Genomic DNA, 20,523 nt, shown 5'->3' with positions numbered 1-20,523 from the left:
TCCTGGTCCTTAGAGCGCTTCAGCGCCCGAGATGATTTCGATGAGTTCCTTGGTGATCTGAGCCTGGCGCTGACGGTTGTAGTTGAGCGTCAGCTTGTTGATCATCTCACCAGCATTGCGGGTCGCGTTGTCCATGGCGCTCATCTTGGCGCCCATTTCGCCGGCGACGTTCTCGAGCAGGGCCCGGAAGATCTGGACGGAAATGTTGCGCGGGATGAGGTCCCCGAGGATCGCGCCGGCATCCGGCTCGTAGTCGTAGATCGCGTTGGCACCCGTCGTCTCGGCAGCGACCGCCGGAGCGGAGGCCGGGATGAGCTGGAGCGCGGTCGGGATCTGCGAGATGACCGACTTGAACTCGGAATAGAACAGCGTGCAGACGTCGAATTCGCCCTGCTCGAACAGGCCGATGACCTTGTGGCCGATCTGGTCTGCATTGGCAAAGCCGATGCGCTTGACTTCGCGCAGATCGACGCGGTCGATGATCAGCGACGCGAATTCACGGCGCAGGATATCGAAACCCTTCTTGCCCACGCAGATGATCTTGACCGTCTTGCCGCTCGCCAGAAGCTTGCGGGTGTGGTCACGCGCAAGGCGCGCGATCTGCGAGTTGAAGCCGCCGCACAGGCCGCGTTCGGCCGTGCAGACAACGAGCAGGTGAACCTGGTCCTTGCCCGTGCCGGTCATCAGACGCGGCGCCGAATCGTCCTGGCCGACGGCCTGGGCGATGTTGGCGAGAACGGCGCTCATGCGCTGCGAATAGGGCCGGGCGGCCTCGGCCGCTTCCTGGGCACGCCGAAGCTTTGCCGCGGCGACCATCTTCATCGCCTTGGTGATCTTCTGCGTCGCCTTGACGGAGGCGATCCGGTTTTTCAGATCCTTAAGTGAAGGCATCCGTTTTCCGTCCTGTAACACGATCCGGGAGAGGTATCCTCAGCGGATCATGCGTCAATCAAAGTTCCCGGGCTGCCTGCGCGCCGGCGGCGCGCAGGGCTCGAACCGTTAGGTCTCAGCCGAAGCTCTTGGCGAAGGCATCGAGAGCAGCCTTGAGCTTGCCCTTGGTGTCGTCGCTGATCGCCTTTTCGGTGCGGATCGTATCAAGGATCGCCTTGCCTTCGGAGCGCATGTAGCCGAGCAGGCCCTGCTCGAACTTGCCGACCTGGGCGACCGGCAGCTTGTCGAGATAGCCGTTGACGCCGGCGAAGATCACGACGACCTGCTCTTCCGTCTTCAGCGGCGAGAACTGCGGCTGCTTCAGGAGTTCGGTCAGGCGTGCACCGCGGTTGAGCAGGCGCTGCGTTGCGGCATCGAGGTCCGAGCCGAACTGGGCGAAGGCGGCCATTTCGCGATACTGGGCAAGCTCGCCCTTGATCGAGCCGGCGACCTGCTTCATCGCCTTGATCTGTGCGGAGGAGCCCACGCGGGAAACCGACAGACCGACGTTAACGGCCGGGCGGATACCCTGGTAGAACAGGTCCGTTTCAAGGAAGATCTGGCCGTCGGTGATCGAGATCACGTTGGTCGGGATGAACGCCGAAACGTCGTTGCCCTGGGTTTCGATGACCGGCAGAGCCGTCAGCGAGCCAGCGCCCATCTCGTCGTTGAGCTTTGCCGCGCGTTCCAGCAGACGCGAATGCAGGTAGAAGACGTCACCCGGATAGGCTTCGCGGCCCGGCGGACGGCGCAGCAGCAGCGACATCTGGCGGTAGGAAACGGCCTGCTTGGACAGGTCGTCGTAGCCGATGAGGGCATGCATGCCGTTGTCGCGGAAATATTCGCCCATCGCGCAGCCGGCGAACGGTGCGAGATACTGCATCGGGGCCGGGTCGGAGGCGGTTGCAGCAACGATGATCGAGTACTGCAGCGCGCCGCGCTCTTCGAGCACCTTCACGAACTGGGCTACGGTCGAACGCTTCTGGCCGATGGCGACATAGACGCAGTACAGCTTGTCGCCGTCCGGGCCGTTGTCGTGGATCGCCTTCTGGTTCAAGATCGTGTCCAGGATGATGGCGGTCTTGCCGGTCTGGCGGTCGCCGATGACTAGCTCGCGCTGGCCGCGACCGACCGGGATGAGGGCGTCGATGGCCTTGAGGCCGGTCGACATCGGCTCATGCACCGACTTGCGCGGGATGATGCCCGGAGCCTTGACGTCAACGCGGGCGCGCTGCTTGGCATTGATCGGGCCCTTGCCGTCGATCGGGTTGCCGAGCGCGTCGACGACGCGGCCGAGCAATTCCGGACCGACCGGCACGTCCACGATGGCGCCGGTCCGCTTGACGGTATCGCCTTCCTTGATGTCACGGTCGGAACCGAAGATAACGACACCGACATTGTCGCTTTCCAGGTTCAGCGCCATGCCGCGGATGCCGCCGGGGAACTCCACCATTTCACCGGCCTGGACATTGTCGAGGCCGTAAACGCGGGCGATGCCGTCACCGACGGAGAGCACCTGGCCGACTTCCGAGACTTCCGCCTCTTTGCCGAAATTTTTGATCTGATCTTTGAGAATTGCGGAAATTTCCGCGGCGCGGATATCCATCAGCCGACCTCTTTCAGTGCAAGCTTAAGGGTAGAGAGTTTGGTGCGAAGGGAGGTGTCGATCTGGCGGGACCCGACCTTGACGATCAGACCACCGAGAATGGACGGGTCGACGGTGACGGCAATCGCCACGTCTTTGCCGGTGACGCCTTTCAGCGCCGCCTTCAATTCTGTTTCCTGCGCTGCGGTCAGCGCATGGGCCGAGGTGACGTCGGCCGTGATTTCGCCGCGGGCGCGGGCCGCGATGGCGCGGTAGGCCTTGATCATGCCGGGAACGGCGAAGAGGCGGCGATTTGACGCAACCACCTTGAGGAAGTTTGCCACGAGACCCGTGATGCCGGCCTTTGCGGCAACGGCGGCAATGGCCTTGGTCTGATCTTCGGCGGAGAAGACGGGGCTGAGGATCAGCCGCTTCAGGTCGTCGCTTTCGTCGATCAGTGCCTGGAAACGGGCAAGATCGGCACCGACACTGTCAGCCGAACCGGCTTCCTGAGCGAGGTCGAAAAGCGAAGACGCGTATCTTTCTGCAACACCGGAAACAAGCTGGGATGTGTCTGCCACGGGCACAAGCTTCTCTTCTTTTCATTCAAGAGGTCGGGCAGTAGCGAAGCTACGGTCCTAACCAATTGAAATCGTTGCGGTAATCTTCAGTCCCTACAGGCTTTGGCGCCCGCTTTTTCTGAATTTCGCGGTTCGTCTAGCATACGAAACCGGGACTCGCAACACGCCGGACGCAGGAATGCGCCATAAGTCGGCCACAGTCGGGGCAAAAGTTGCCTGCGCGCACTCTGTTCTGGTGTTTATGGAGGCCGGAAGCCGGTTTTCCGGTCACAGGAAGCCGAAGGCGTAGCCGAGCGGCAGTGCGGCAAGCACCGCCTGCGCGCCGAGCACGGCAAGGTTCTTGAGCGTGAAGGAACCGTCCGACATCAGCGACAGGATGCGGCCGAACGCAGCCAGCGCGAAACCGCCGCCGATGGCCATGTAGATCCAGCTCTGCGCCATCAGCAGCGCGACGATGGCGATCCCCGCGTAAAAACCGCCGGCCGAGCGGGCGAAGGCATATCCCTCCCGCGTGCCGTCCCGGACCTGGAGCCCGGCGAGCTTCAAGGCCGTGCCGGGCGCAAAGAGGGCGAAGAGGCCGAAGAGCACGGTCGCGATGGCGGCGCAGAACGCCAGGAGCTCGCCCGTCTCGGTGGGGATGTAGAATTCCATCTCGGCGTCTCTCCTTGCCTGCCCGCCGCCCTCTATCGCACAGGCCCGCGACGGGCAGAAGCGCGCCGGGAAAGTTCGCACAACTCTTTGTTAACCACCCATGTCAGAGGAAACTCTGCGGATCGATGTCGAGCTGCACCTGCAGCGAGGCGCGCTCCTTCGGCCCATTGGCCAGCATGGCGCGCAGGAAGGCCTGCATGTCGCTGCCCCGCCGGCCATGCACCAGGAGGCGGAAGCGGTGGCGGCCGCGGATCAGCGCCAGCGGCGCCTCCGCCGGACCGAGGATCGAGATGCCGGAGACCTGCGGTGCTGCCTGCCGCAGCCCCCGCGCATGCGCCTCCGCCTCGCCGCGCGTATCGGCTGAGACGATGACCGAGGCGAGCCGGCCGAACGGCGGCAGCAGCGCCTTCTCCCGCTCGCCGATCTCGCGGTCATAGAACGCCGTCGCATCGCCGGAGACGATCGCCTGCATGACGGGATGGGCCGGCTGGTAGGTCTGGATGAGGCCGTGGCTCTTCAGGCCCGAGCGCCCGGCACGCCCCGTCACCTGCGAAAGCAGCTGGAAGGTCCGCTCGGCCGCCCGTGGATCGCCGTTGGAAAGCCCGAGATCCGCATCCACCACGCCGACCAGCGACATCAGCGGGAAATTGTGCCCCTTGGCGACGAGCTGCGTGCCGATGACGATATCCGCCTCGCCGCGGGCGATCGCCTCCAGCTCCAGCCTGAGCCGCTTCACGCCCATGAGATCGGAGGAAAGCACGATGGTGCGCGCCTCGGGAAAGTGCCGCTCCACCTCCTCCGCAATGCGCTCCACGCCCGGCCCGCACGCGGCGAGGTGGTCGAAGGTGCCGCATTCCGGGCAGGCCTCGGGCGTGCGCTCGGCATAACCGCAATGGTGGCACTGGATCTGCCCGCGAAAACGGTGCTCGACCAGCCAGCTTGAACATTGCGGGCATTGGAAGCGATGGCCGCAGACGCGGCAGAGCGTCAACGGCGCGTAGCCGCGACGGTTGAGGAAAAGCAGCGCCTGCTCACCCTTCTCGATGGTGCGCTGAATGCCGCGCAGCATGACGGGCGACAGGAAACCGCCGCGCGCCGGCGGGTGCCGCCGCATGTCCACGAGATGCAGGTCCGGCAGCGCCGCATCGCCGTAGCGCGTCGGCAGGTGCAGTTTGCGGTAGCGGCCGACATCGCTGTTGACCCGGCTTTCCACCGAAGGCGTCGCCGAGACCAGCACGGCCGGAAAGTCGCCGATGCGCGCCCTGACCACCGCCATGTCGCGCGCATTGTAGAAGACGCGGTCCTCCTGCTTGTAGGCGGGGTCATGCTCCTCGTCGACGATGACGAGGCCGAGATTTTCGAACGGCAGGAAGAGCGCCGAGCGCGCGCCGGCCACGACCCGGACATCCCCCGTCGTCACCTGCCGCCAGACCCTTTCGCGAGTGCGGGGCGCGAGATCGGAATGCCACTCCGCGGGCTTGGCACCGAAACGATCCTGGAACCGCTCCAGGAAACTTGCCGTCAGCGCGATCTCCGGCAGGAGGATGAGCACCTGCCGGCCCCGCCGCAGCGTCTCGGCGATCGCCTCGAAATAGACCTCCGTCTTGCCCGAACCGGTGATGCCATCGATCAGCGAGACGGAGAATTCGCCCTTCCGCACGCTCTCGACCAGTTCCGCAGCGCTCTCCGTCTGCGGCCCTTCGAGCCGTGGCGCGACATAGTCCGGATCGGGCGGCGCCACGACCGGCGGCGGCGGCAGGAAGACCGTCTCGAACGTGCCCTGCTTCACGAGCCCGTCGATGACGCTCGTCGAGGTGCCGGAGGCATGCGCAAGGCCCGACCGCGTCCAGGGAATGCCGTCCTTGATCAGCTCCAGCACGCGCTCGCGCGCACTCGTCAGCCGCTCCGGCCGGTGGCCGGTGAAGCGCAGCCCCTCGATCATCGGTTCGGGATCGAAGGCGGTGGGCGCGCGCAGCGCCATGCGGGCGACGAGGCCCGGCGGCGTCACCGTGTAGGCGGAGACCCAGTCGAGGAAATCGCGCATCTCCCTGGAAAGCGGCGGGCAGTCGAACACCTTCTCGATGGGCCGCAGCTTCTTCGGATCGACCTTGCCGTCATCGCCGCCGTCCCAGACGACGCCCGGCACCAGCCGCGGCCCGAGCGGCACCTGCACGATCGAGCCCGGCTCCACCGCCATGCCCTCCGGCACCGAATAGGAATAGGGCAAGGGCGTCGGCACCGGCACCATCACGGGCACCGTGCGCGGAAAAAGTTTTTCCCCGAAAAGGTCGGTCGAATCGCTGGTCATCAGGCGCGAAGATGCCCCCGCCGCGACGCGAAGAAAACCGCAAAGATCGCCGCCGTCCTCATTCGTCGTCCCCGGCCATTTCGCCCGTCAGCCGCATGCCGTCGATCCAGGTCGCCCCGTCATTGCGCACGACGCGCTTCGCACGCACGCCGCAGCGTGTCTCCACCTCCTGCGCCAGCCGCTCGGAATGGGTGACGATCCAGAGCTGGCTCGACTGCGCGGCCCGCGCAATCATGTCGGCAAGCGGCGCCAGCATGTCCGGATGGAGGCTTGCTTCCGGCTCGTTGAGCGCGATCAGCGGCGGCGTGCGATAGGAGAGAAGGGCCGCGGCGAGCGCCAGGAAGCGGATCTGCCCGTCCGAAAGCTCGCGCGGCTGGAAGACGCGCTGGGGAAACTGTGGGAACACCAGCCCGTAGGAGGCGAACTCCTCCGGCTCCGGCACGGAAAGCCGCGCCCCGCCGAACGCGTCCGCCACCGCCCGGTCGAGATCGAGCGTATCTTCCCGCGTCCAGGTGAGCGTCGCGAAGACGGCGGCCATGTTCGCCCCGTCCTGGTCGAGCAGCGGCGCGGTGACGGCAAGGCAGGGCTGGCGCAGGGCCGAATCACGATCGGAGCGGAAACCATGGAAGAAGCGCCATTGCGAGACGGCGCGGCGGAAGGTGCCGATCTCCGGATAGTGCCCGGCATCGCCGAGCAGAGCGATGGCCGTCTCCGAGGTCAGCGCCTGCTCGGGATGCTCGACCATGCGGCCGGTCTCGTCGCGCACCATGATGCCCGGCCCGGCGCGCTTCATCACCGTCACCGGCCGCCGCCCGGTCTCGATGGTCAGCTCCTCCGCCTTGACCTGCGGCTCGAAGGCAAAGCCCGCGGCCGCCTTCGGCGGGCGCAACCCGGCTTCCACGCGGTAGCGGAAGGTGATCGCACGGTCCTCGTCGAGAAGTTCGGTCTCGAGGCGGATGCGCACCGGTTCGTTCGCCCGCCGCCTGCCCGTCCAGAGCGCCGAAGCCATGCCGCCTTCCGCCGCGATCTCATGGGCGAAGCTGCCGCGCACCGCGGCCTGGACCAGCTGGAGCGAGCGGTAGAGGTTCGATTTCCCCGCTCCGTTCTCGCCGACGAACAGGTTCACACGCCCGAGATCCATGCGGATCGAGCGCAGCGAACGATAGTTTTCGGCGGACATGGAACGCAAAAGCATGGTGGTCCCGCAATGAAGGAAGACCCTCTCTATACCAGCCACCGTGTCGAGAGGAAGGCGGGCCGCTTTGCCCGGTCTCGACGGGAACGTTAGCAAAACCTTAAGCGGAAATCGCCCATGCTCCGGCAAACGCCAAAGGGCAGGACATGACCGATCTCCTCATCATCGCCGACCCGACACTGATGGCCGAGCGCCAGGGCTGGCTCGCCGCGCTCGCGGAGGAACGGCGGCTTTCCGGCAACACGCTGGACGCTTATGAGCGCGACACCCGCCAGTTCCTCGCCTTCCTGACGCAGCACCTTGCCGCCCCGGCGCGGCTCAAGGACATCGGCGACCTGCGGCCGGCGGACCTGCGCGGCTTCCTCGCCGCCCGGCGCCGCGACGGCGCGGGTGCGCGCACGCTCGGCCGCGGCCTTGCGGGCCTGCGTTCATTCCTGCGCCACTTGGAGCGCAAGGGCCTTGCCAATGCCGCCGGCGTTTCGGCGGTGCGCTCGCCGAAACAGCCGAAATCGCTGCCGAAGCCGCTCTCCGACCGGCAGGCGATCGCCGTCGTCGACGCCCACGAACAGCTGGCCGAGGAACCGTGGATCCGCCTGCGCAACGCCGCTGTCCTGACCCTCCTCTACGGCTGCGGCCTGCGCATTTCCGAGGCGCTGTCGCTGACGCCGGCCGATTTTTCCGGCGCGCCGACCGCGCTGCGCATCACCGGCAAGGGCGACAAGACCCGCATCGTGCCGCTGGTCGCCCCGGCCCTTGCCGGCGTCGAGGACTACATAAAGCTCTGCCCCTTCCCGCTTGCGGAGGACAAGCCGCTCTTCCGCGGCGCGCGAGGCGGCCCCTTGCAACCGGCAATCATCCAGCGGGAGATGCAGAAGCTGCGCGGCGCCCTCGGCCTGCCGGACAGCGCGACGCCCCATGCGCTGCGCCATTCCTTCGCCACGCACCTGCTGGCCGGCGGAGGGGACCTGCGCACCATCCAGGAACTGCTCGGCCATGCCAGCCTTTCCACCACGCAGGTCTATACGGGTGTCGATTCCGCCCGGCTGCTCGAAATCTACGACCGCGCCCATCCGCGGGCATGAGGCCCGAGGCGTAGCACGTTAAGGGATTGTGAGGGCAACCGGTCTAGAGCTTGTCGCACACAAAAGTGCCCAGCGGTTTTGCGAGAACGACAGGCGTAAAATCAAGGCCCTGAAGCGCGGGAGCGAATCCAGACGATCGCGACGCGTTTCAGGTCCGCCGAAAAGACAGGGAGTTCGACCATGACAGTCCTTCTTCGCAGACAGCGCCCGGCGCTTGCCGACCGGCTGGCCGATGCCGGCCTCTGGGGGCTGGCCGCCGTCCATGTGCTGGTCGCCCTCTCCTTCCTCTTCGTGCTTGCCGCCCTCTCGCCGGCTAGCGCGCAGGAGCCGCCCGTCTGCGGCGGCGTCAATCTCTTGGAAAAATTCGAAAAGGACGATCCGGCCGGCTATGCCAAGCTGCGGGCCGAGGCCGATGGCGTGCCGAACGGCAAGGGCATCTTCTGGAAGATCGAGAAGGACGGCCAGCCCGCCTCCTGGCTGCTCGGCACCATGCATGTGACGGACCCGCGCGTGCTCGCCATGCCGGAGGCGGCACGCACCGCCTTTGCCGAGGCCGCAACGATCGTGGTCGAATCGGACGAGATCGCCGACGAGAAGAAGGCCGGCGCGGCGATGCTCACCCGTCCCGACCTCACCATGTTCACCGACGGCAGGTCCATCACCGACTTCCTCGACGAGGAGGGCGCCGAGAAACTGGCCGAAGGCCTAAAGCGCCGCGGGCTCTCGCTCGCCGCGGTCGGCCGCATGAAGCCTTGGATGATCGCGAGCTTCGTGGCGCTGCCGGCCTGCGAAATCGCCCGCAAGACGGCCGGCGCCGCCTTCCTCGACCAGCGCCTCGCCAAGGACGCGCTTGCCGAGGGCAAGACGCTGAAGGGCCTCGAAACGCTTGTCGAGCAGATTTCCGCGCTCGATTCCCTGCCGCTCGAACCGCAGGTCCAGGGTCTCGTCCAGACCCTGGAACTCGGCGACACGCTGAAGGACGTCATCGAGACGATGAGCCAGCTCTATCTTTCCGGCGATACCGGCATGATCATGCCCATGATGCGCGCCGCCGCGCCCGAGACGGACGCGGACGCCGAAGCCTATGCCGATTTCGAGCAGCGCATCATCATCGACCGCAACCACACGATGGCGGAGCGCGCCGCGCCGATCCTCGCCGGCGGCAACGTCTTCGTCGCGGTCGGCGCGTTGCATCTTGCCGGCCCGGAAGGGGTCGTGGAGCTGCTGCGCAAGCAGGGCTTCACCGTCACCGTCGTGCCCTGAGCCTCATGGCTCCTGCGTGCGTGAAATCCTGCGGCCGATGCCGGCCAGCATGGTGCGGACGATCAGCTTGTGGAACGGCATGACGGCGGCAAGATAAAGCCGGCCGAGCAGGTTGTTGCGGTGGACGAGCGTCATCACGCTGAGCGTCTGGCCACTCGGCCGGTCCTGCCGGACATCGATGACGATGCGGAAATTGAGATGCCTGTCGTCGAAACCGAGCACAACCCGGTCGTCGCTCGCGCTGATAACCGGAAAGCCGCCGATCTCCGTCTCCGACGGCACGACCTTCTCGGCCGCCCCTTTCAGGCCGAACGGCCGGACGAGCGCATTGCGCAGCGCCATGAGCCGGCGCACCCAGGCTGGTGGGTGTTCGAGCGCCAGCCGCGCCGCCTCCCGCGCCGTGAGGTTCTCGACGGGCAGGCCCAGCGTGAAGCGATCCGCCCAGTCGGCGGCAGGCAGAAGCGGATGCGGAAGCGAGACCGGTCTCGAAACGGGGGACATGAAGGCCATCCTTTGAGGCCTCCATGGTGCGCCTCTTCGCCGGGCGAAGACAGGCGGCCGGTTGTCGCAGCCGCCTGACCGGATCACATGTGGATCGGCTTGAAGAAGGTCGCGAGCGCGGCTTCCTTGACGGCTTCCGACATGGTCGGGTGCGCGTGGCAGGTGCGGCCGAGGTCTTCGGAGGAGCCGCCGAATTCCATCAGCACGGCCGCCTCGTGGATCATCTCGCCGGCGCCGAAGCCGACGATGTGCACGCCGAGCACGCGGTCCGTCTCCTTGTCCGCCAGCACCTTGACGAAGCCGTCCGTCGCCAGCATGGCGCGGGCGCGGCCGTTCGCGGTGAAGGGGAACTTGCCGGCCTTGTAGGCGATGCCCGCGGCCTTCAGTTCCTCTTCCGTCTTGCCGACGGAGGCGACTTCCGGCTGCGTGTAGACGACGCTCGGAATGACGTCGTAGTTCACATGGCCGGCCTGGCCCGCGAGGATTTCGGCAACGGCGACACCCTCGTCTTCCGCCTTGTGGGCGAGCATCGGGCCGCGCACCACGTCGCCGATGGCATAGATGCCGGCGACGTTGGTCTGGAAGTGGTTGTCGATCTCTACACGGCCGCGATTATCCAGCGCGACGCCGGCTTCCTTGAGACCGAGGCCTTCGGTATAGGGCTTGCGGCCGGTGGCGATCAGCACGACGTCGGCTTCGATCGTCGTGGCCTCGCCGCCCTTGACCGGCTCGAAGGTCACCTTGGCGCCGGAACCCACCTTCTCGACGCCCGTCACCTTGGCGCCGAGCTTGAACTCCATGCCCTGCTTGACCAGCATGCGCTGGAACTGCTTGGAGACATCGCCGTCCATGCCGCCGAGGATGGTGTCGAGATATTCGACCACGGTGACCTTGGCGCCGAGGCGGGCCCAGACGGAGCCGAGCTCGAGGCCGATGACGCCACCGCCGACGACGATGAGGTGGGCCGGCACCTTGTCGAGCGCGATGCCGCCGGTCGAGGAGACGATGACCGTCTCGTCGATCTCGACCGGGACGCCCGGAATGCCGGCGACGTCGGAGCCCGTGGCGATGACGATGTTCTTCGTCTCGAGGACCTGTTCCTCGCCCTTGTCGTTGGTGACGGAGACCTTGCCCGCGCCGAGCACCTTGCCGGTGCCCTGGATGCCGTCGATCTTGTTCTTCTTGAAGAGGAAGGCGACGCCGTCGACATTCGACTTCACCGTCGCATCCTTGTGCCCCATCATCTTGGAAAGGTTTAGCACCGGCTTGACGCCCTCGATGCCGAGCGCGTCCAGACCGTGGGCGGCATGGCTGTAGGTCTCGGAGGCATGCAGCAGCGCCTTGGAGGGGATGCAGCCGACATTGAGGCAGGTGCCGCCGTAGGTGGCACGCTTTTCGACGACCGCGACCTTGAGGCCGAGCTGGGCCGCCTTGATGGCGCAGACATAGCCGCCGGGGCCGGAACCGATAACGATGAGATCATATGCCATGACAAGTCCTTCCTGCGCGGGGGGGCTAGCGCCCGCCGCTGACGTTGAGGGCGGCACCCGTCACATAGGACGCCGCATCGGAGAGAAGATAGAGAATGGAATGGGCGACTTCATCGGCCGTGCCCGGCCGCTGCATCGGGATGAGCGACGCCATGTCGCGCGCCCGGTCCGGCAGGCCGCCGGAAGCGTGGATGTCGGTATCGATGATGCCGGGGCGCACGAGATTGACGCGCACGCCCTCCGCGGCGACCTCGCGCGCGAGGCCGACGGTGAAACTCTCGATGGCGCCCTTGCTGGCGGCATAGTCGACATATTGCCCGGCCGCACCGAGGAGAGCGGCGACCGACGAGATGTTGACGATGGAGCCGCCCTTGCCGCCGTGGCGCGTCGACATGCGGCGGACAGCCTCCTGCGCGCAGCGGATCGAGCCCATCACGTTGACGGCGAACATGCGCTCCAGCCGCTCGGCGGACATCTCGTCGACGCGCTGCGGCAGCGCGATGATGCCCGCATTGTTGACGAGCCCGTCGAGCCGGCCGAACGTACCGTCGATGGCGGAGAAGATGGAGGCAAGGCCGAGTTCCGTCCCGACATCGCCGCCGACCGGGATCGCCGAGCCGCCAAGCGCCCTGATGTCGCCGACAACGGCCTCGGCCGCGTCGCGATTGGCGGCATAGTTCACCGCGACCTGCCAGCCGGCGGCGCCCGCCATGCGGCAGACGCTGGCGCCGATGCCGCGGCTGCCGCCGGTGACGAGAAGAACGGGAGCCTCCGTCATGGCGCGCATTCTTTCCGCCTGAAGACGTCCCAGGGCGCCACGGTCGCCTTGCCGTCGTCCCACAGCGTCGAATAGCGCACCGACGGCCCGAAGCCGGAAAGAAGCAGGGTTTCGGCCGCCGCAGCCCCCTCCTCCGGCAGGAGGCCGGCATCACCGGCGCCGTCGAGCGCGTAGATCACGCCCTCCCAGACGGTGCAGGCGGCGATCTCCTCGCCGGTCACGTCCCCTTCCGGGCAATCGTGCATGACCATGCCGTTCGAGCGGGCGGGCTCGCCCGGCATGACGACACCGTCGAGCACCACGCCGCTCGCCAGGATCTTCAGCTTGAAATGATGGCTCGTCGCGGCCGCGTCGGAACCGACAGGCTCGAAGGTGAGCTCATAGGCCCCGTCGCGATCCGCATAGAGCGCGCGGTCCTGCCGGCACTCCGCCGCCGAGGCGGCGGTTGCGGCAAGAAATCCGGCAAGGACGAGGACGGCGCGCATCGCTCAGTGGGCCTTTTCCGTGGCGAGCTTGATGCCGAGGGCGATGAAGACGAGGCCGCTCGCCCGGTCGATCCACTGGCTCATGCGCGCGAAGGCCGCACGCATCTTCGGCGTCGTCATGAAGAGCGAGACGCCGACGAACCAGGCGATGAGGCAGGTGGCCATGACGAGGCCGTAGCCGAACTTGATGGCGATCGGCGTGTGGGCGCTGACGACCGTGGAGAAAATCGACAGGAAGAAGAAGACCGGCTTGGGGTTCAGCGCATTGGCGAGGAAGCCGAGGCCGAAGGCGCGCAATGCCGATTGCCCGCCCTTGCCGTCTTCGCCGCCCTTCACCGTCTCGACGGAAAGGTCGGCCTTGCCGGCCCTGAGCGCCTTGATGCCGATGTAGACGAGATAGGCGACGCCGCACCACTTCACGATGTTGAAAAGGTAGATCGACTGGGAAATGAGGAGGCCGAGGCCGAGGATCGTGTAGGCGACGTGGAACATCAGCGACGTGCCGATGCCGAAGGACGTGACGATCGCCGCACGCCGCCCATGCACGATCGACTGGCGCATCACCATGGCGAGATCCGCGCCGGGCGAGACGATGGCGAAGGCGAAGATCGCCATCAGCGAGGCGAGTTCGAGGAGATAGTTGCTCATGGAATGCCTGCCTCCTGGAGGATGATCGCGCCCGCCATGACCGCGAGCCCCACCAAAGCGACGGTCCAGACGAGCGAGCGGATATAGGGTACGCCTGCAAGATAGAGCGGAAGATAGACGAGCCGGGCGACGAACCACAACCATGCGCCGGCAAGCCCCCAGCCCGCCGGGTCGCCCGCGATGGCAAGCGCCAGGGCGAGCGCGACGAAGGCCGGATAGGTCTCCCGGAAATTCGCCGACGCGCGCGCGGCGCGTCCGGCGACCAGGCCGACCGGCTGCCGCGGCTCATCGCGCGGGCCGGCATTCCAGGCGGAGCCAAGCTCCCGTGTCGAGAGCATGCCCTGGAGCCCGATATGGAAGACGAGCAGCGCCACGCTCAATGCCAGAAGCACGAGCATGGGCGAAGACGCTGACGCTAACGCCTCCATGGGGGTCTCCGCTCAAAGATCGAGAACGAGGCGTTCCGGATCTTCCAGGCTGTCCTTGACGCGCACGAGGAAGGTCACGGCTTCCTTGCCGTCGACGATGCGGTGGTCGTAGGAGAGCGCGAGATACATCATCGGGCGGATGACGATCTGGCCACCGACGACGACCGGACGCTCCTGGATCTTGTGCATGCCGAGGATGCCGGACTGCGGGGCGTTGAGGATCGGCGAGGACATCAGCGAACCGTAGACGCCGCCGTTCGAGATGGTGAAGGTGCCGCCCTGCATGTCGGCCATGGAGAGTTCGCCGTCCCGGGCAGCCTTGCCGAGGCGGCCGATTTCCTTCTCGATCGCGGCAATGCCCATCTGGTCGGCATCGCGCACGACCGGGACGACGAGGCCCTTGTCCGTGCCGACGGCAACGCCGATATGGCAGTAGTTCTTGTAGATGATGTCCGTGCCGTCGATCTCGGCGTTGACCGCCGGCAGCTCCTTCAGCGCGTGGGTGACGGCCTTGGTGAAGAAGCCCATGAAACCGAGCTTGACGCCGTGCTTCTTCTCGAAGAGGTCCTTGTAGCGGTTGCGCAGGTCCATCACGGCCGACATGTCCACCTCGTTGTAGGTGGTCAGCATGGCTGCGGTGTTCTGGGCGTCCTTCAGGCGCTTGGCGATCGTCTGGCGCAGGCGCGTCATCTTCACGCGCTCTTCGCGCGGCGCATCGGCCTCGGAGGACGGCGCGCGGGCGACGACCTTGGCCGGCTCGGCGGCAGCGGCCGTGGAGGCCGTGATGCCCTTGGCGACGGCGGCGATGACGTCGCCCTTCAGCACCTGGCCGCGCTTGCCGGACCCGTCGACCTGATCGGCCGAGAGGTTGTTTTCGGCGAGCATCTTGGCTGCGGCCGGGGCGGCCGGCATGGCCGAGACACCGGCAGCGGGCTTGGCCTCGGCGGCGGGCGCGGCAGCAGCGGCCTTCTCCACCTTTTCGGCGGCGGCCGGCGCCGCGGCACCGGCGGATGCGCCTTCGGAGATCTGGCCGAGCAGGCCGCCCGGGGCGACCGTGTCGCCGGCAGCGGCGGTGATTTCCGACAGCACGCCGGCGGCCGGCGCCGGCACTTCGATCGTCACCTTGTCGGTTTCGAGCTCACAGAGCGGCTCGTCGGCCTTGATGACGTCGCCGACCTTCTTGAACCAGGTGCCGACGGTCGCTTCGCTGACGGATTCGCCCAGAGTCGGGACGCGGATTTCGGTAGCCATGAGTTGAGTTCCGTTCGTTATATCTTTGTCGCGGTTACTGAAGCAATTCCAGGAAAAGCGGTTTTCCGTCCGGAATTGCGCGAAAAACTGCCGGGCGGATCAACCGCCCAGCGCGTCCTCGAGGAAGGCGGCGAGCTGCGCAAGGTGCTTCGACATCAGGCCCGTCGCCGGCGAGGCGGCGGCCGGACGGCCGGTATAGCGCACACGCTGGTACTTGGCGTCGATATGGGCGAGCACCCATTCGAGATAGGGGTCGATGAAGGCCCAGGCGCCCATGTTCTTGGGCTCTTCCTGGCACCAGACCATCTCGGCATTGCGGAAGCGCGACAATTCGTTGATCAGCGCCTTGGCCGGGAACGGATAGAGCTGTTCCAGGCGCAGGAGGTAGACGTCGTCGATGCCGCGTTTCTCGCGCTCTTCGAGAAGGTCGTAGTAGACCTTGCCCGAGCACATCACGACGCGACGGATCTTGGCGTCCTTCTGCAGCTTGATCGAGCCGTCCTTGATGACCTCGGCATCGTCCCAGAGCAGGCGGTGGAACGAGCTTTCGCCCGCCATTTCCGAAAGCGAGGAGACGGCGCGCTTGTGGCGCAGCAGGGACTTCGGCGTCATCATGATCAGCGGCTTGCGGAAGTCGCGCTTCACCTGGCGGCGCAGGATGTGGAAGTAGTTCGCCGGCGTCGTGACATTGGCGACCTGCATGTTGTCCTCGGCGCACATCTGCAGCCAGCGCTCGAGGCGGGCGGAGGAGTGCTCCGGACCCTGGCCCTCATAGCCGTGCGGCAGGAGGCAGACGAGGCCGGACATGCGCAGCCACTTGCGCTCGCCCGACGAGATGAACTGGTCGAAGACGACCTGCGCGCCGTTGGCGAAGTCGCCGAACTGGGCTTCCCAGAGGGTCAGCGCGTTCGGACGGGCCAGCGAATAGCCGTATTCGAAACCGAGCACCGCTTCTTCCGAGAGCATCGAGTTGATGACCTCGTAGCGCGCCTGGGTCGGCGAGAGGTTGGCGAGCGGGATGTAGCGATCCTCGGTCTCCTGGTCGTAGAGCACCGAGTGGCGCTGCGAGAAGGTGCCGCGTTCGCAATCCTGGCCGGAAAGGCGGATCTTCGTGCCCTCGACGCAGAGCGTGCCGAAGGCGAGCGCTTCCGCCATCGCCCAGTCGATGCCCTCGCCCGTCTCGACCATCTGCATGCGGTTGTCCATGAACCGCTGGATGGTCTTGTGGGCCTTGAAGCCTTCCGGGATCGTCGCGATCTTGCGGCCGACCTCCTTGAGCTGCTTCATCGGCACGGACGTCTTGCCGCGGCGCTGTTCGTCCTGGTTGTCGGCCGAGCGCAGGCCCGACCAGACGCCGTCCAGCCAGTCGGCCTTGTTCGGCTTGTAGGACTGGCCGATCTCGAATTCCGTCTCGAGATTGGCGCGCCAGTCGGCCTTCATCTTCTCGAACTCGCCCTCGCTGATCACGCCCTCGGCAATAAGGCGCGCACCGTAGAGGTTGACCACGGTCTTGTGGGCGCGGATCGCCTTGTACATCTTCGGCTGCGTGAACGCCGGCTCGTCGCCTTCGTTGTGGCCGAAGCGGCGGTAGCAGAAGATGTCGAGAACGACCGGCTTGTGGAACTTCATGCGGAATTCGGTCGCGACCTTGGCCGCGTAGGTCACCGCTTCCGGATCGTCGCCGTTCACATGGAAGATCGGCGCCTCGATCATCTTCGCCACGTCCGACGGATAGGGCGAGGAGCGCGAGAAGGCCGGGTTGGTGGTGAAGCCGATCTGGTTGTTGATGATGACATGCACCGTGCCGGCGACGCGGTGGCCGCGCAGGCCCGAAAGGCCGAGGATTTCGGCAACGACGCCCTGGCCCGCGAAGGCCGCATCGCCATGCAAGAGCAGCGGCATGACCTTGACGCGCTCGCGCAGCGGGATGATGTCGCCCTCGAAGACCGTCGCCATCTGGTCCTGCTTGGCGCGGGCCTTGCCCATGACGACCGGGTTGACGATCTCAAGGTGCGAGGGGTTGGCGGTCAGCGACAGGTGCACCTTGTTGCCGTCGAACTCGCGGTCCGAGGAGGCGCCGAGGTGGTACTTCACGTCGCCCGAGCCTTCCACGTCGTCCGGCGCGTAGGAGCCGCCCTTGAATTCGTGGAAGACGGCGCGGTGGGGCTTTGCCATCACGTTGGTGAGCACGTTGAGGCGGCCGCGGTGGGCCATGCCGAGCACGATTTCCTTCAGGCCAAGCTGGCCGCCGCGCTTGATGATCTGCTCCAGCGCCGGGATGAGGGATTCGCCGCCGTCGAGGCCGAAGCGCTTCGTGCCCTTGTACTTGACGTCGATGAACTGCTCGAAGCCTTCCGCCTCGATCAGCTTCTGCAGGATCGCCTTCTTGCCCTCGGGCGTGAAGTCCACGCCCTTGTCCGGGCCTTCGATGCGCTCCTGGATCCAGCCCTTCTCTTCCGGGTTGGAGATATGCATGAACTCGACACCGATCGTCGAACAATAGGTGCGCTCCAGGATCTCGACCATTTCGCGCACGCTCGCATATTCGAGGCCGAGCACGTTGTCGATGAAGATCTTGCGGTCGAGATCCTTCTCCTCGAAACCGTAGTTCGAGGGCGAGAGCTCGTTATAATCCTCGACGGGAACGGCAAGGCCGAGCGGGTCGAGCTTGGCGTGCAGGTGGCCGCGCGCGCGGTAGGCGCGGATCATCATGATGGCGCGCACGCTATCGCGCGTCGCCTGGTTGACGTCGGCCTGGTTGACGGGCGTGCCGGTCTGGGCGGCGACGGCCTCGGCCTTCGCCTGCACCTTCTTCTCCAGCACCTTCTCGACCACGCCCCAGTTGCCGTCGAGCGCCGAAACGAGCTCGCCATTGGCGGCAATCGGCCAGTTCGCGCGCTTCCACGAGGCGCCCTTCGCGGCCTTCACGATGTCGGAGGGCTGGTCTTCGAGAGCCTTGAAGAAGGCCCGCCATTCCTCGCCGAGCGAGGCGGGATCGGCCTCGTACTTCGCGTAGAGCTGCTCGATATAGGCTGCGTTCGCCCCGTCGAGGAAGGACGTGGCCAGGAATTGTTCGTTGGCGTCTTGTCGTGCCATGGTGTTTCGCGGGCGCCGCGCCCGCCTCCCGAACGATCGTGTTGACCGGGCTTCCCCCGGCTTGCCGCCCGGCATGACGCCGGGAAGAGACGGATCGGCCGGCATTTTCAGCCGGCCCACCCCATTTTCGTTTCTCAGCCCTTGAGGACTTCGACCAGCGTCTTGCCGAGACGAGCCGGCGAAGGCGAAACGCGGATGCCCGCCGCCTCCATCGCCGCGATCTTGGATTCCGCATCGCCCTTGCCGCCGGAAACGACGGCGCCGGCATGGCCCATGGTGCGGCCCTTCGGCGCGGTGCGGCCCGCGATGAAGCCGGCCATCGGCTTCTTGCGGCCCTTCTTGGCCTCGTCGATGAGGAACTGCGCCGCATCTTCCTCGGCCGAGCCGCCGATTTCGCCGATCATGATGATCGAGGTCGTGGCGTCGTCAGCCAGGAACATCTCGAGCACGTCGATGAATTCGGTGCCCTTGACCGGGTCGCCGCCGATGCCGACGGCCGTGGTCTGGCCGAGGCCTTCGTTGGAGGTCTGGAACACGGCTTCATAGGTCAGCGTGCCGGAGCGCGAGACGATGCCGACCGAACCCTTGCGGAAGATCGAGCCCGGCATGATGCCGATCTTGCACTCTTCCGGCGTCAGGATGCCCGGGCAGTTCGGGCCGAGCAGGCGCGAGGAGGAACGGTCGAGACGGGCCTTGACGCGCACCATGTCGGCAACCGGGATGCCCTCGGTGATGCAGGTGATGAACGGGATTTCCGCGTCGATCGCCTCGATGATCGCGTCCGCGGCGCCTGCCGGCGGAACGTAGATCACGGAGGCGTCGGCGCCGGTCTTTTCCTTGCCCTCGGCGACGGAGGCGAAGATCGGCAGGCTTTCGCCCTTCGAGCCGGTCCAGGTTTCGCCGCCCTTCTTCGGGTGGATGCCGCCGACCATCTGCGTGCCGTAGTAGGCGAGCGCCTGCTCGGTGTGGAAGGTGCCGGTCTTGCCGGTCAGGCCCTGAACGAGGACCTTGGTGTTCTTGTTGACGAGAATCGACATGAGGTCAGGTCCTTCAGTTAGCCGTTGACCGCGGCAACGATCTTCTTGGCGGCGTCGTCCAGATCGTCGGCGGCGGTGATCGCCAGGCCGGATTCGTTCAGGATCTTCTTGCCAAGCTCGACATTCGTGCCTTCGAGACGAACGACCAGCGGAACCTTGAGGCCGACTTCCTGCACGGCTGCGACCACGCCTTCGGCGATGACGTCGCACTTCATGATGCCACCGAAGATGTTGACGAGGATACCCTCGACCTTCGGGTCGGCCGTGATGATCTTGAAGGCTGCCGCGACCTTCTCCTTGCCGGCGCCGCCGCCGACGTCGCAGAAGTTCGCCGGCTCCTTGCCGTAGAGCTTGATGATGTCCATCGTCGCCATGGCAAGGCCTGCGCCGTTGACCATGCAGCCGATATTGCCGTCGAGCGCCACATAGGCGAGGTCCCACTTGGAAGCCTCGATCTCCTTGGCGTCCTCCTCGGTCTCGTCGCGCAGCGCCCGGATGTCGTCATGGCGGAACAGCGCGTTGCCGTCGAACGAGACCTTGGCGTCGAGAACGCGCATGCGGCCGTTCTTCATGACGATCAGCGGGTTGATCTCGAGCAGGCTCATGTCCTTCTCGACGAAGGCCTTGTAGAGGATCGGGAAGAGCTTTTCGGCGTCGGCCTTGGCTTCGCCTTCGAGCTTCAGGGCCGCGGTCAGCGTCGCCAGGTTGTCGGCGGTGACGCCGGTTTCCGGGTTGATCGCGACGGTGACGATCTTCTCCGGCGTGTCATGGGCGACGGCCTCGATATCCATGCCGCCTTCCGTCGAGACGACGAAGGCGACCTGGCCGACGGAACGGTCGACGAGCAGCGAGAGATAGAGTTCGCGGTCGATGTCGGCGCCGTCCTCGATATAGAGGCGGTTCACCTGCTTGCCGGCCTCGCCGGTCTGCGCGGTGACGAGCGTGTTGCCGAGCATTTCCTTGGCATGGGCCTTGGCTTCCTCCACCGAGAAGGCGAGGCGGACGCCGCCCTTGGCATCGGGACCGAGTTCCTTGAACTTGCCCTTGCCGCGGCCGCCGGCATGGATCTGGCTCTTGACCACGTAGAGCGGGCCGGGAAGCGACTTCGCAGCCGCCTCCGCCTCGTCGGCGGAGAAGATCGCGACGCCTTCGGCGACCGGAGCGCCAAAGCTCTTGAGCAGAGCCTTGGCCTGATATTCATGAATGTTCATGGG

The 20,523-nt window shown here is 66.0% G+C and carries 18 protein-coding genes; 2 read left to right on the top strand and 16 right to left on the bottom strand.

From position 1 onward, the window contains the following. Positions 1 to 9 precede the first annotated feature (9 nt). The 6 genes from MUU56_RS21600 to MUU56_RS21575 form a co-directional block, all read right to left on the bottom strand. Complete coding sequence (locus MUU56_RS21600; protein WP_244769340.1) at positions 10 to 891, bottom strand: F0F1 ATP synthase subunit gamma; 882 nt, start codon at positions 889 to 891, stop codon at positions 10 to 12. A 115-nt stretch (positions 892 to 1,006) separates the two neighbouring features. Next, the gene (gene atpA / locus MUU56_RS21595) at positions 1,007 to 2,536 is read right to left on the bottom strand and encodes a F0F1 ATP synthase subunit alpha (RefSeq protein ID WP_244769339.1); all 1,530 of its coding nucleotides are present in this window, start codon (positions 2,534 to 2,536) and stop codon (positions 1,007 to 1,009) included. After that, positions 2,536 to 3,102 (bottom strand): F0F1 ATP synthase subunit delta, encoded by a 567-nt coding sequence (locus MUU56_RS21590; RefSeq protein WP_244769338.1) that lies wholly within the window; start codon positions 3,100 to 3,102, stop codon positions 2,536 to 2,538. Before MUU56_RS21590 ends, atpA begins: the two co-directional genes overlap by 1 nt. Positions 3,103 to 3,363: 261 nt before the next feature. Continuing rightward, the gene (locus MUU56_RS21585; protein ID WP_244769337.1) at positions 3,364 to 3,747 is read right to left on the bottom strand and encodes an AGROH133_08824 family phage infection protein; all 384 of its coding nucleotides are present in this window, start codon (positions 3,745 to 3,747) and stop codon (positions 3,364 to 3,366) included. 103 nt (positions 3,748 to 3,850) lie between these two features. Then, on the bottom strand, positions 3,851 to 6,055 hold the full coding sequence (locus MUU56_RS21580) for a primosomal protein N' (RefSeq protein ID WP_244769336.1): 2,205 nt from the start codon (positions 6,053 to 6,055) through the stop codon (positions 3,851 to 3,853). A gap of 58 nt (positions 6,056 to 6,113) precedes the next feature. Beyond that, positions 6,114 to 7,250 (bottom strand): AAA family ATPase, encoded by a 1,137-nt coding sequence (locus tag MUU56_RS21575; protein ID WP_244769335.1) that lies wholly within the window; start codon positions 7,248 to 7,250, stop codon positions 6,114 to 6,116. Positions 7,251 to 7,396: 146 nt separating this feature from the next. Here MUU56_RS21575 and MUU56_RS21570 point away from each other — a divergent pair, with 146 nt between their 5' ends. Next, positions 7,397 to 8,332: a tyrosine recombinase XerC gene (locus tag MUU56_RS21570; protein WP_244769334.1), complete on the top strand. Its 936-nt coding sequence runs from the start codon at positions 7,397 to 7,399 to the stop codon at positions 8,330 to 8,332. Between the two features lie 180 nt (positions 8,333 to 8,512). Beyond that, positions 8,513 to 9,595 carry a TraB/GumN family protein gene (locus MUU56_RS21565; protein ID WP_244769333.1) on the top strand — a complete coding sequence of 361 codons (1,083 nt, stop codon included), beginning with the start codon at positions 8,513 to 8,515 and terminating at the stop codon, positions 9,593 to 9,595. Between the two features lie 3 nt (positions 9,596 to 9,598). Here MUU56_RS21565 and MUU56_RS21560 read toward each other — a convergent pair whose 3' ends face one another. The 10 genes from MUU56_RS21560 to sucC form a co-directional block, all read right to left on the bottom strand. Next, positions 9,599 to 10,096 carry a DUF2867 domain-containing protein gene (locus MUU56_RS21560; protein ID WP_244769332.1) on the bottom strand — a complete coding sequence of 166 codons (498 nt, stop codon included), beginning with the start codon at positions 10,094 to 10,096 and terminating at the stop codon, positions 9,599 to 9,601. 83 nt (positions 10,097 to 10,179) lie between these two features. After that, positions 10,180 to 11,586 (bottom strand): dihydrolipoyl dehydrogenase, encoded by a 1,407-nt coding sequence (gene lpdA / locus MUU56_RS21555; protein WP_244769331.1) that lies wholly within the window; start codon positions 11,584 to 11,586, stop codon positions 10,180 to 10,182. Positions 11,587 to 11,611: 25 nt separating this feature from the next. Next, positions 11,612 to 12,364: an SDR family oxidoreductase gene (locus MUU56_RS21550; RefSeq protein WP_244769330.1), complete on the bottom strand. Its 753-nt coding sequence runs from the start codon at positions 12,362 to 12,364 to the stop codon at positions 11,612 to 11,614. After that, positions 12,361 to 12,849: a hypothetical protein gene (locus MUU56_RS21545; RefSeq protein WP_244769329.1), complete on the bottom strand. Its 489-nt coding sequence runs from the start codon at positions 12,847 to 12,849 to the stop codon at positions 12,361 to 12,363. The genes MUU56_RS21550 and MUU56_RS21545 overlap by 4 nt, the downstream gene beginning before the upstream one ends. A 3-nt stretch (positions 12,850 to 12,852) precedes the next feature. Further along, the gene (locus tag MUU56_RS21540; protein WP_244769328.1) at positions 12,853 to 13,497 is read right to left on the bottom strand and encodes a LysE family translocator; all 645 of its coding nucleotides are present in this window, start codon (positions 13,495 to 13,497) and stop codon (positions 12,853 to 12,855) included. Beyond that, positions 13,494 to 13,925 carry an MAPEG family protein gene (locus MUU56_RS21535; RefSeq protein ID WP_244769327.1) on the bottom strand — a complete coding sequence of 144 codons (432 nt, stop codon included), beginning with the start codon at positions 13,923 to 13,925 and terminating at the stop codon, positions 13,494 to 13,496. The genes MUU56_RS21540 and MUU56_RS21535 overlap by 4 nt, the downstream gene beginning before the upstream one ends. Before the next feature lie 12 nt (positions 13,926 to 13,937). Continuing rightward, complete coding sequence (odhB, locus tag MUU56_RS21530) at positions 13,938 to 15,176, bottom strand: 2-oxoglutarate dehydrogenase complex dihydrolipoyllysine-residue succinyltransferase (RefSeq protein ID WP_244769326.1); 1,239 nt, start codon at positions 15,174 to 15,176, stop codon at positions 13,938 to 13,940. A gap of 99 nt (positions 15,177 to 15,275) precedes the next feature. Beyond that, on the bottom strand, positions 15,276 to 18,272 hold the full coding sequence (locus tag MUU56_RS21525; RefSeq protein WP_244769325.1) for a 2-oxoglutarate dehydrogenase E1 component: 2,997 nt from the start codon (positions 18,270 to 18,272) through the stop codon (positions 15,276 to 15,278). 134 nt (positions 18,273 to 18,406) lie between these two features. Continuing rightward, a complete protein-coding gene (gene sucD, locus MUU56_RS21520; protein WP_244769324.1) occupies positions 18,407 to 19,309 on the bottom strand; it encodes a succinate--CoA ligase subunit alpha in 903 nt (300 codons plus the stop codon). 17 nt (positions 19,310 to 19,326) lie between these two features. Further along, positions 19,327 to 20,520 carry an ADP-forming succinate--CoA ligase subunit beta gene (gene sucC / locus MUU56_RS21515; RefSeq protein WP_244769323.1) on the bottom strand — a complete coding sequence of 398 codons (1,194 nt, stop codon included), beginning with the start codon at positions 20,518 to 20,520 and terminating at the stop codon, positions 19,327 to 19,329. Positions 20,521 to 20,523: the final 3 nt, after the last annotated feature.

It is taken from the genome of Shinella yambaruensis (assembly GCF_022899355.1).
GTDB lineage: Bacteria > Pseudomonadota > Alphaproteobacteria > Rhizobiales > Rhizobiaceae > Shinella > Shinella yambaruensis.
Note: the sequence above shows the minus strand (reverse complement) of the source record. Positions and strands in the feature narration are given on the sequence as shown.

Bases quoted from the DNA above. Each gene is read 5' to 3' on its own strand.
- MUU56_RS21600 (WP_244769340.1), bottom strand. From the start codon at position 891: ATGCCTTCACTTAAGGATCTGAAAAACCGGATCGCCTCCGTCAAGGCG.
- atpA (WP_244769339.1), bottom strand. From the start codon at position 2,536: ATGGATATCCGCGCCGCGGAAATTTCCGCAATTCTCAAAGATCAGATC.
- MUU56_RS21585 (WP_244769337.1), bottom strand. From the start codon at position 3,747: ATGGAATTCTACATCCCCACCGAGACGGGCGAGCTCCTGGCGTTCTGC.
- MUU56_RS21580 (WP_244769336.1), bottom strand. From the start codon at position 6,055: ATGACCAGCGATTCGACCGACCTTTTCGGGGAAAAACTTTTTCCGCGC.
- MUU56_RS21575 (WP_244769335.1), bottom strand. From the start codon at position 7,250: ATGCTTTTGCGTTCCATGTCCGCCGAAAACTATCGTTCGCTGCGCTCG.
- MUU56_RS21570 (WP_244769334.1), top strand. From the start codon at position 7,397: ATGACCGATCTCCTCATCATCGCCGACCCGACACTGATGGCCGAGCGC.
- MUU56_RS21565 (WP_244769333.1), top strand. From the start codon at position 8,513: ATGACAGTCCTTCTTCGCAGACAGCGCCCGGCGCTTGCCGACCGGCTG.
- MUU56_RS21560 (WP_244769332.1), bottom strand. From the start codon at position 10,096: ATGTCCCCCGTTTCGAGACCGGTCTCGCTTCCGCATCCGCTTCTGCCT.
- lpdA (WP_244769331.1), bottom strand. From the start codon at position 11,586: ATGGCATATGATCTCATCGTTATCGGTTCCGGCCCCGGCGGCTATGTC.
- MUU56_RS21550 (WP_244769330.1), bottom strand. From the start codon at position 12,364: ATGACGGAGGCTCCCGTTCTTCTCGTCACCGGCGGCAGCCGCGGCATC.
- MUU56_RS21545 (WP_244769329.1), bottom strand. From the start codon at position 12,849: ATGCGCGCCGTCCTCGTCCTTGCCGGATTTCTTGCCGCAACCGCCGCC.
- MUU56_RS21540 (WP_244769328.1), bottom strand. From the start codon at position 13,497: ATGAGCAACTATCTCCTCGAACTCGCCTCGCTGATGGCGATCTTCGCC.
- MUU56_RS21535 (WP_244769327.1), bottom strand. From the start codon at position 13,925: ATGGAGGCGTTAGCGTCAGCGTCTTCGCCCATGCTCGTGCTTCTGGCA.
- odhB (WP_244769326.1), bottom strand. From the start codon at position 15,176: ATGGCTACCGAAATCCGCGTCCCGACTCTGGGCGAATCCGTCAGCGAA.
- MUU56_RS21525 (WP_244769325.1), bottom strand. From the start codon at position 18,272: ATGGCACGACAAGACGCCAACGAACAATTCCTGGCCACGTCCTTCCTC.
- sucD (WP_244769324.1), bottom strand. From the start codon at position 19,309: ATGTCGATTCTCGTCAACAAGAACACCAAGGTCCTCGTTCAGGGCCTG.
- sucC (WP_244769323.1), bottom strand. From the start codon at position 20,520: ATGAACATTCATGAATATCAGGCCAAGGCTCTGCTCAAGAGCTTTGGC.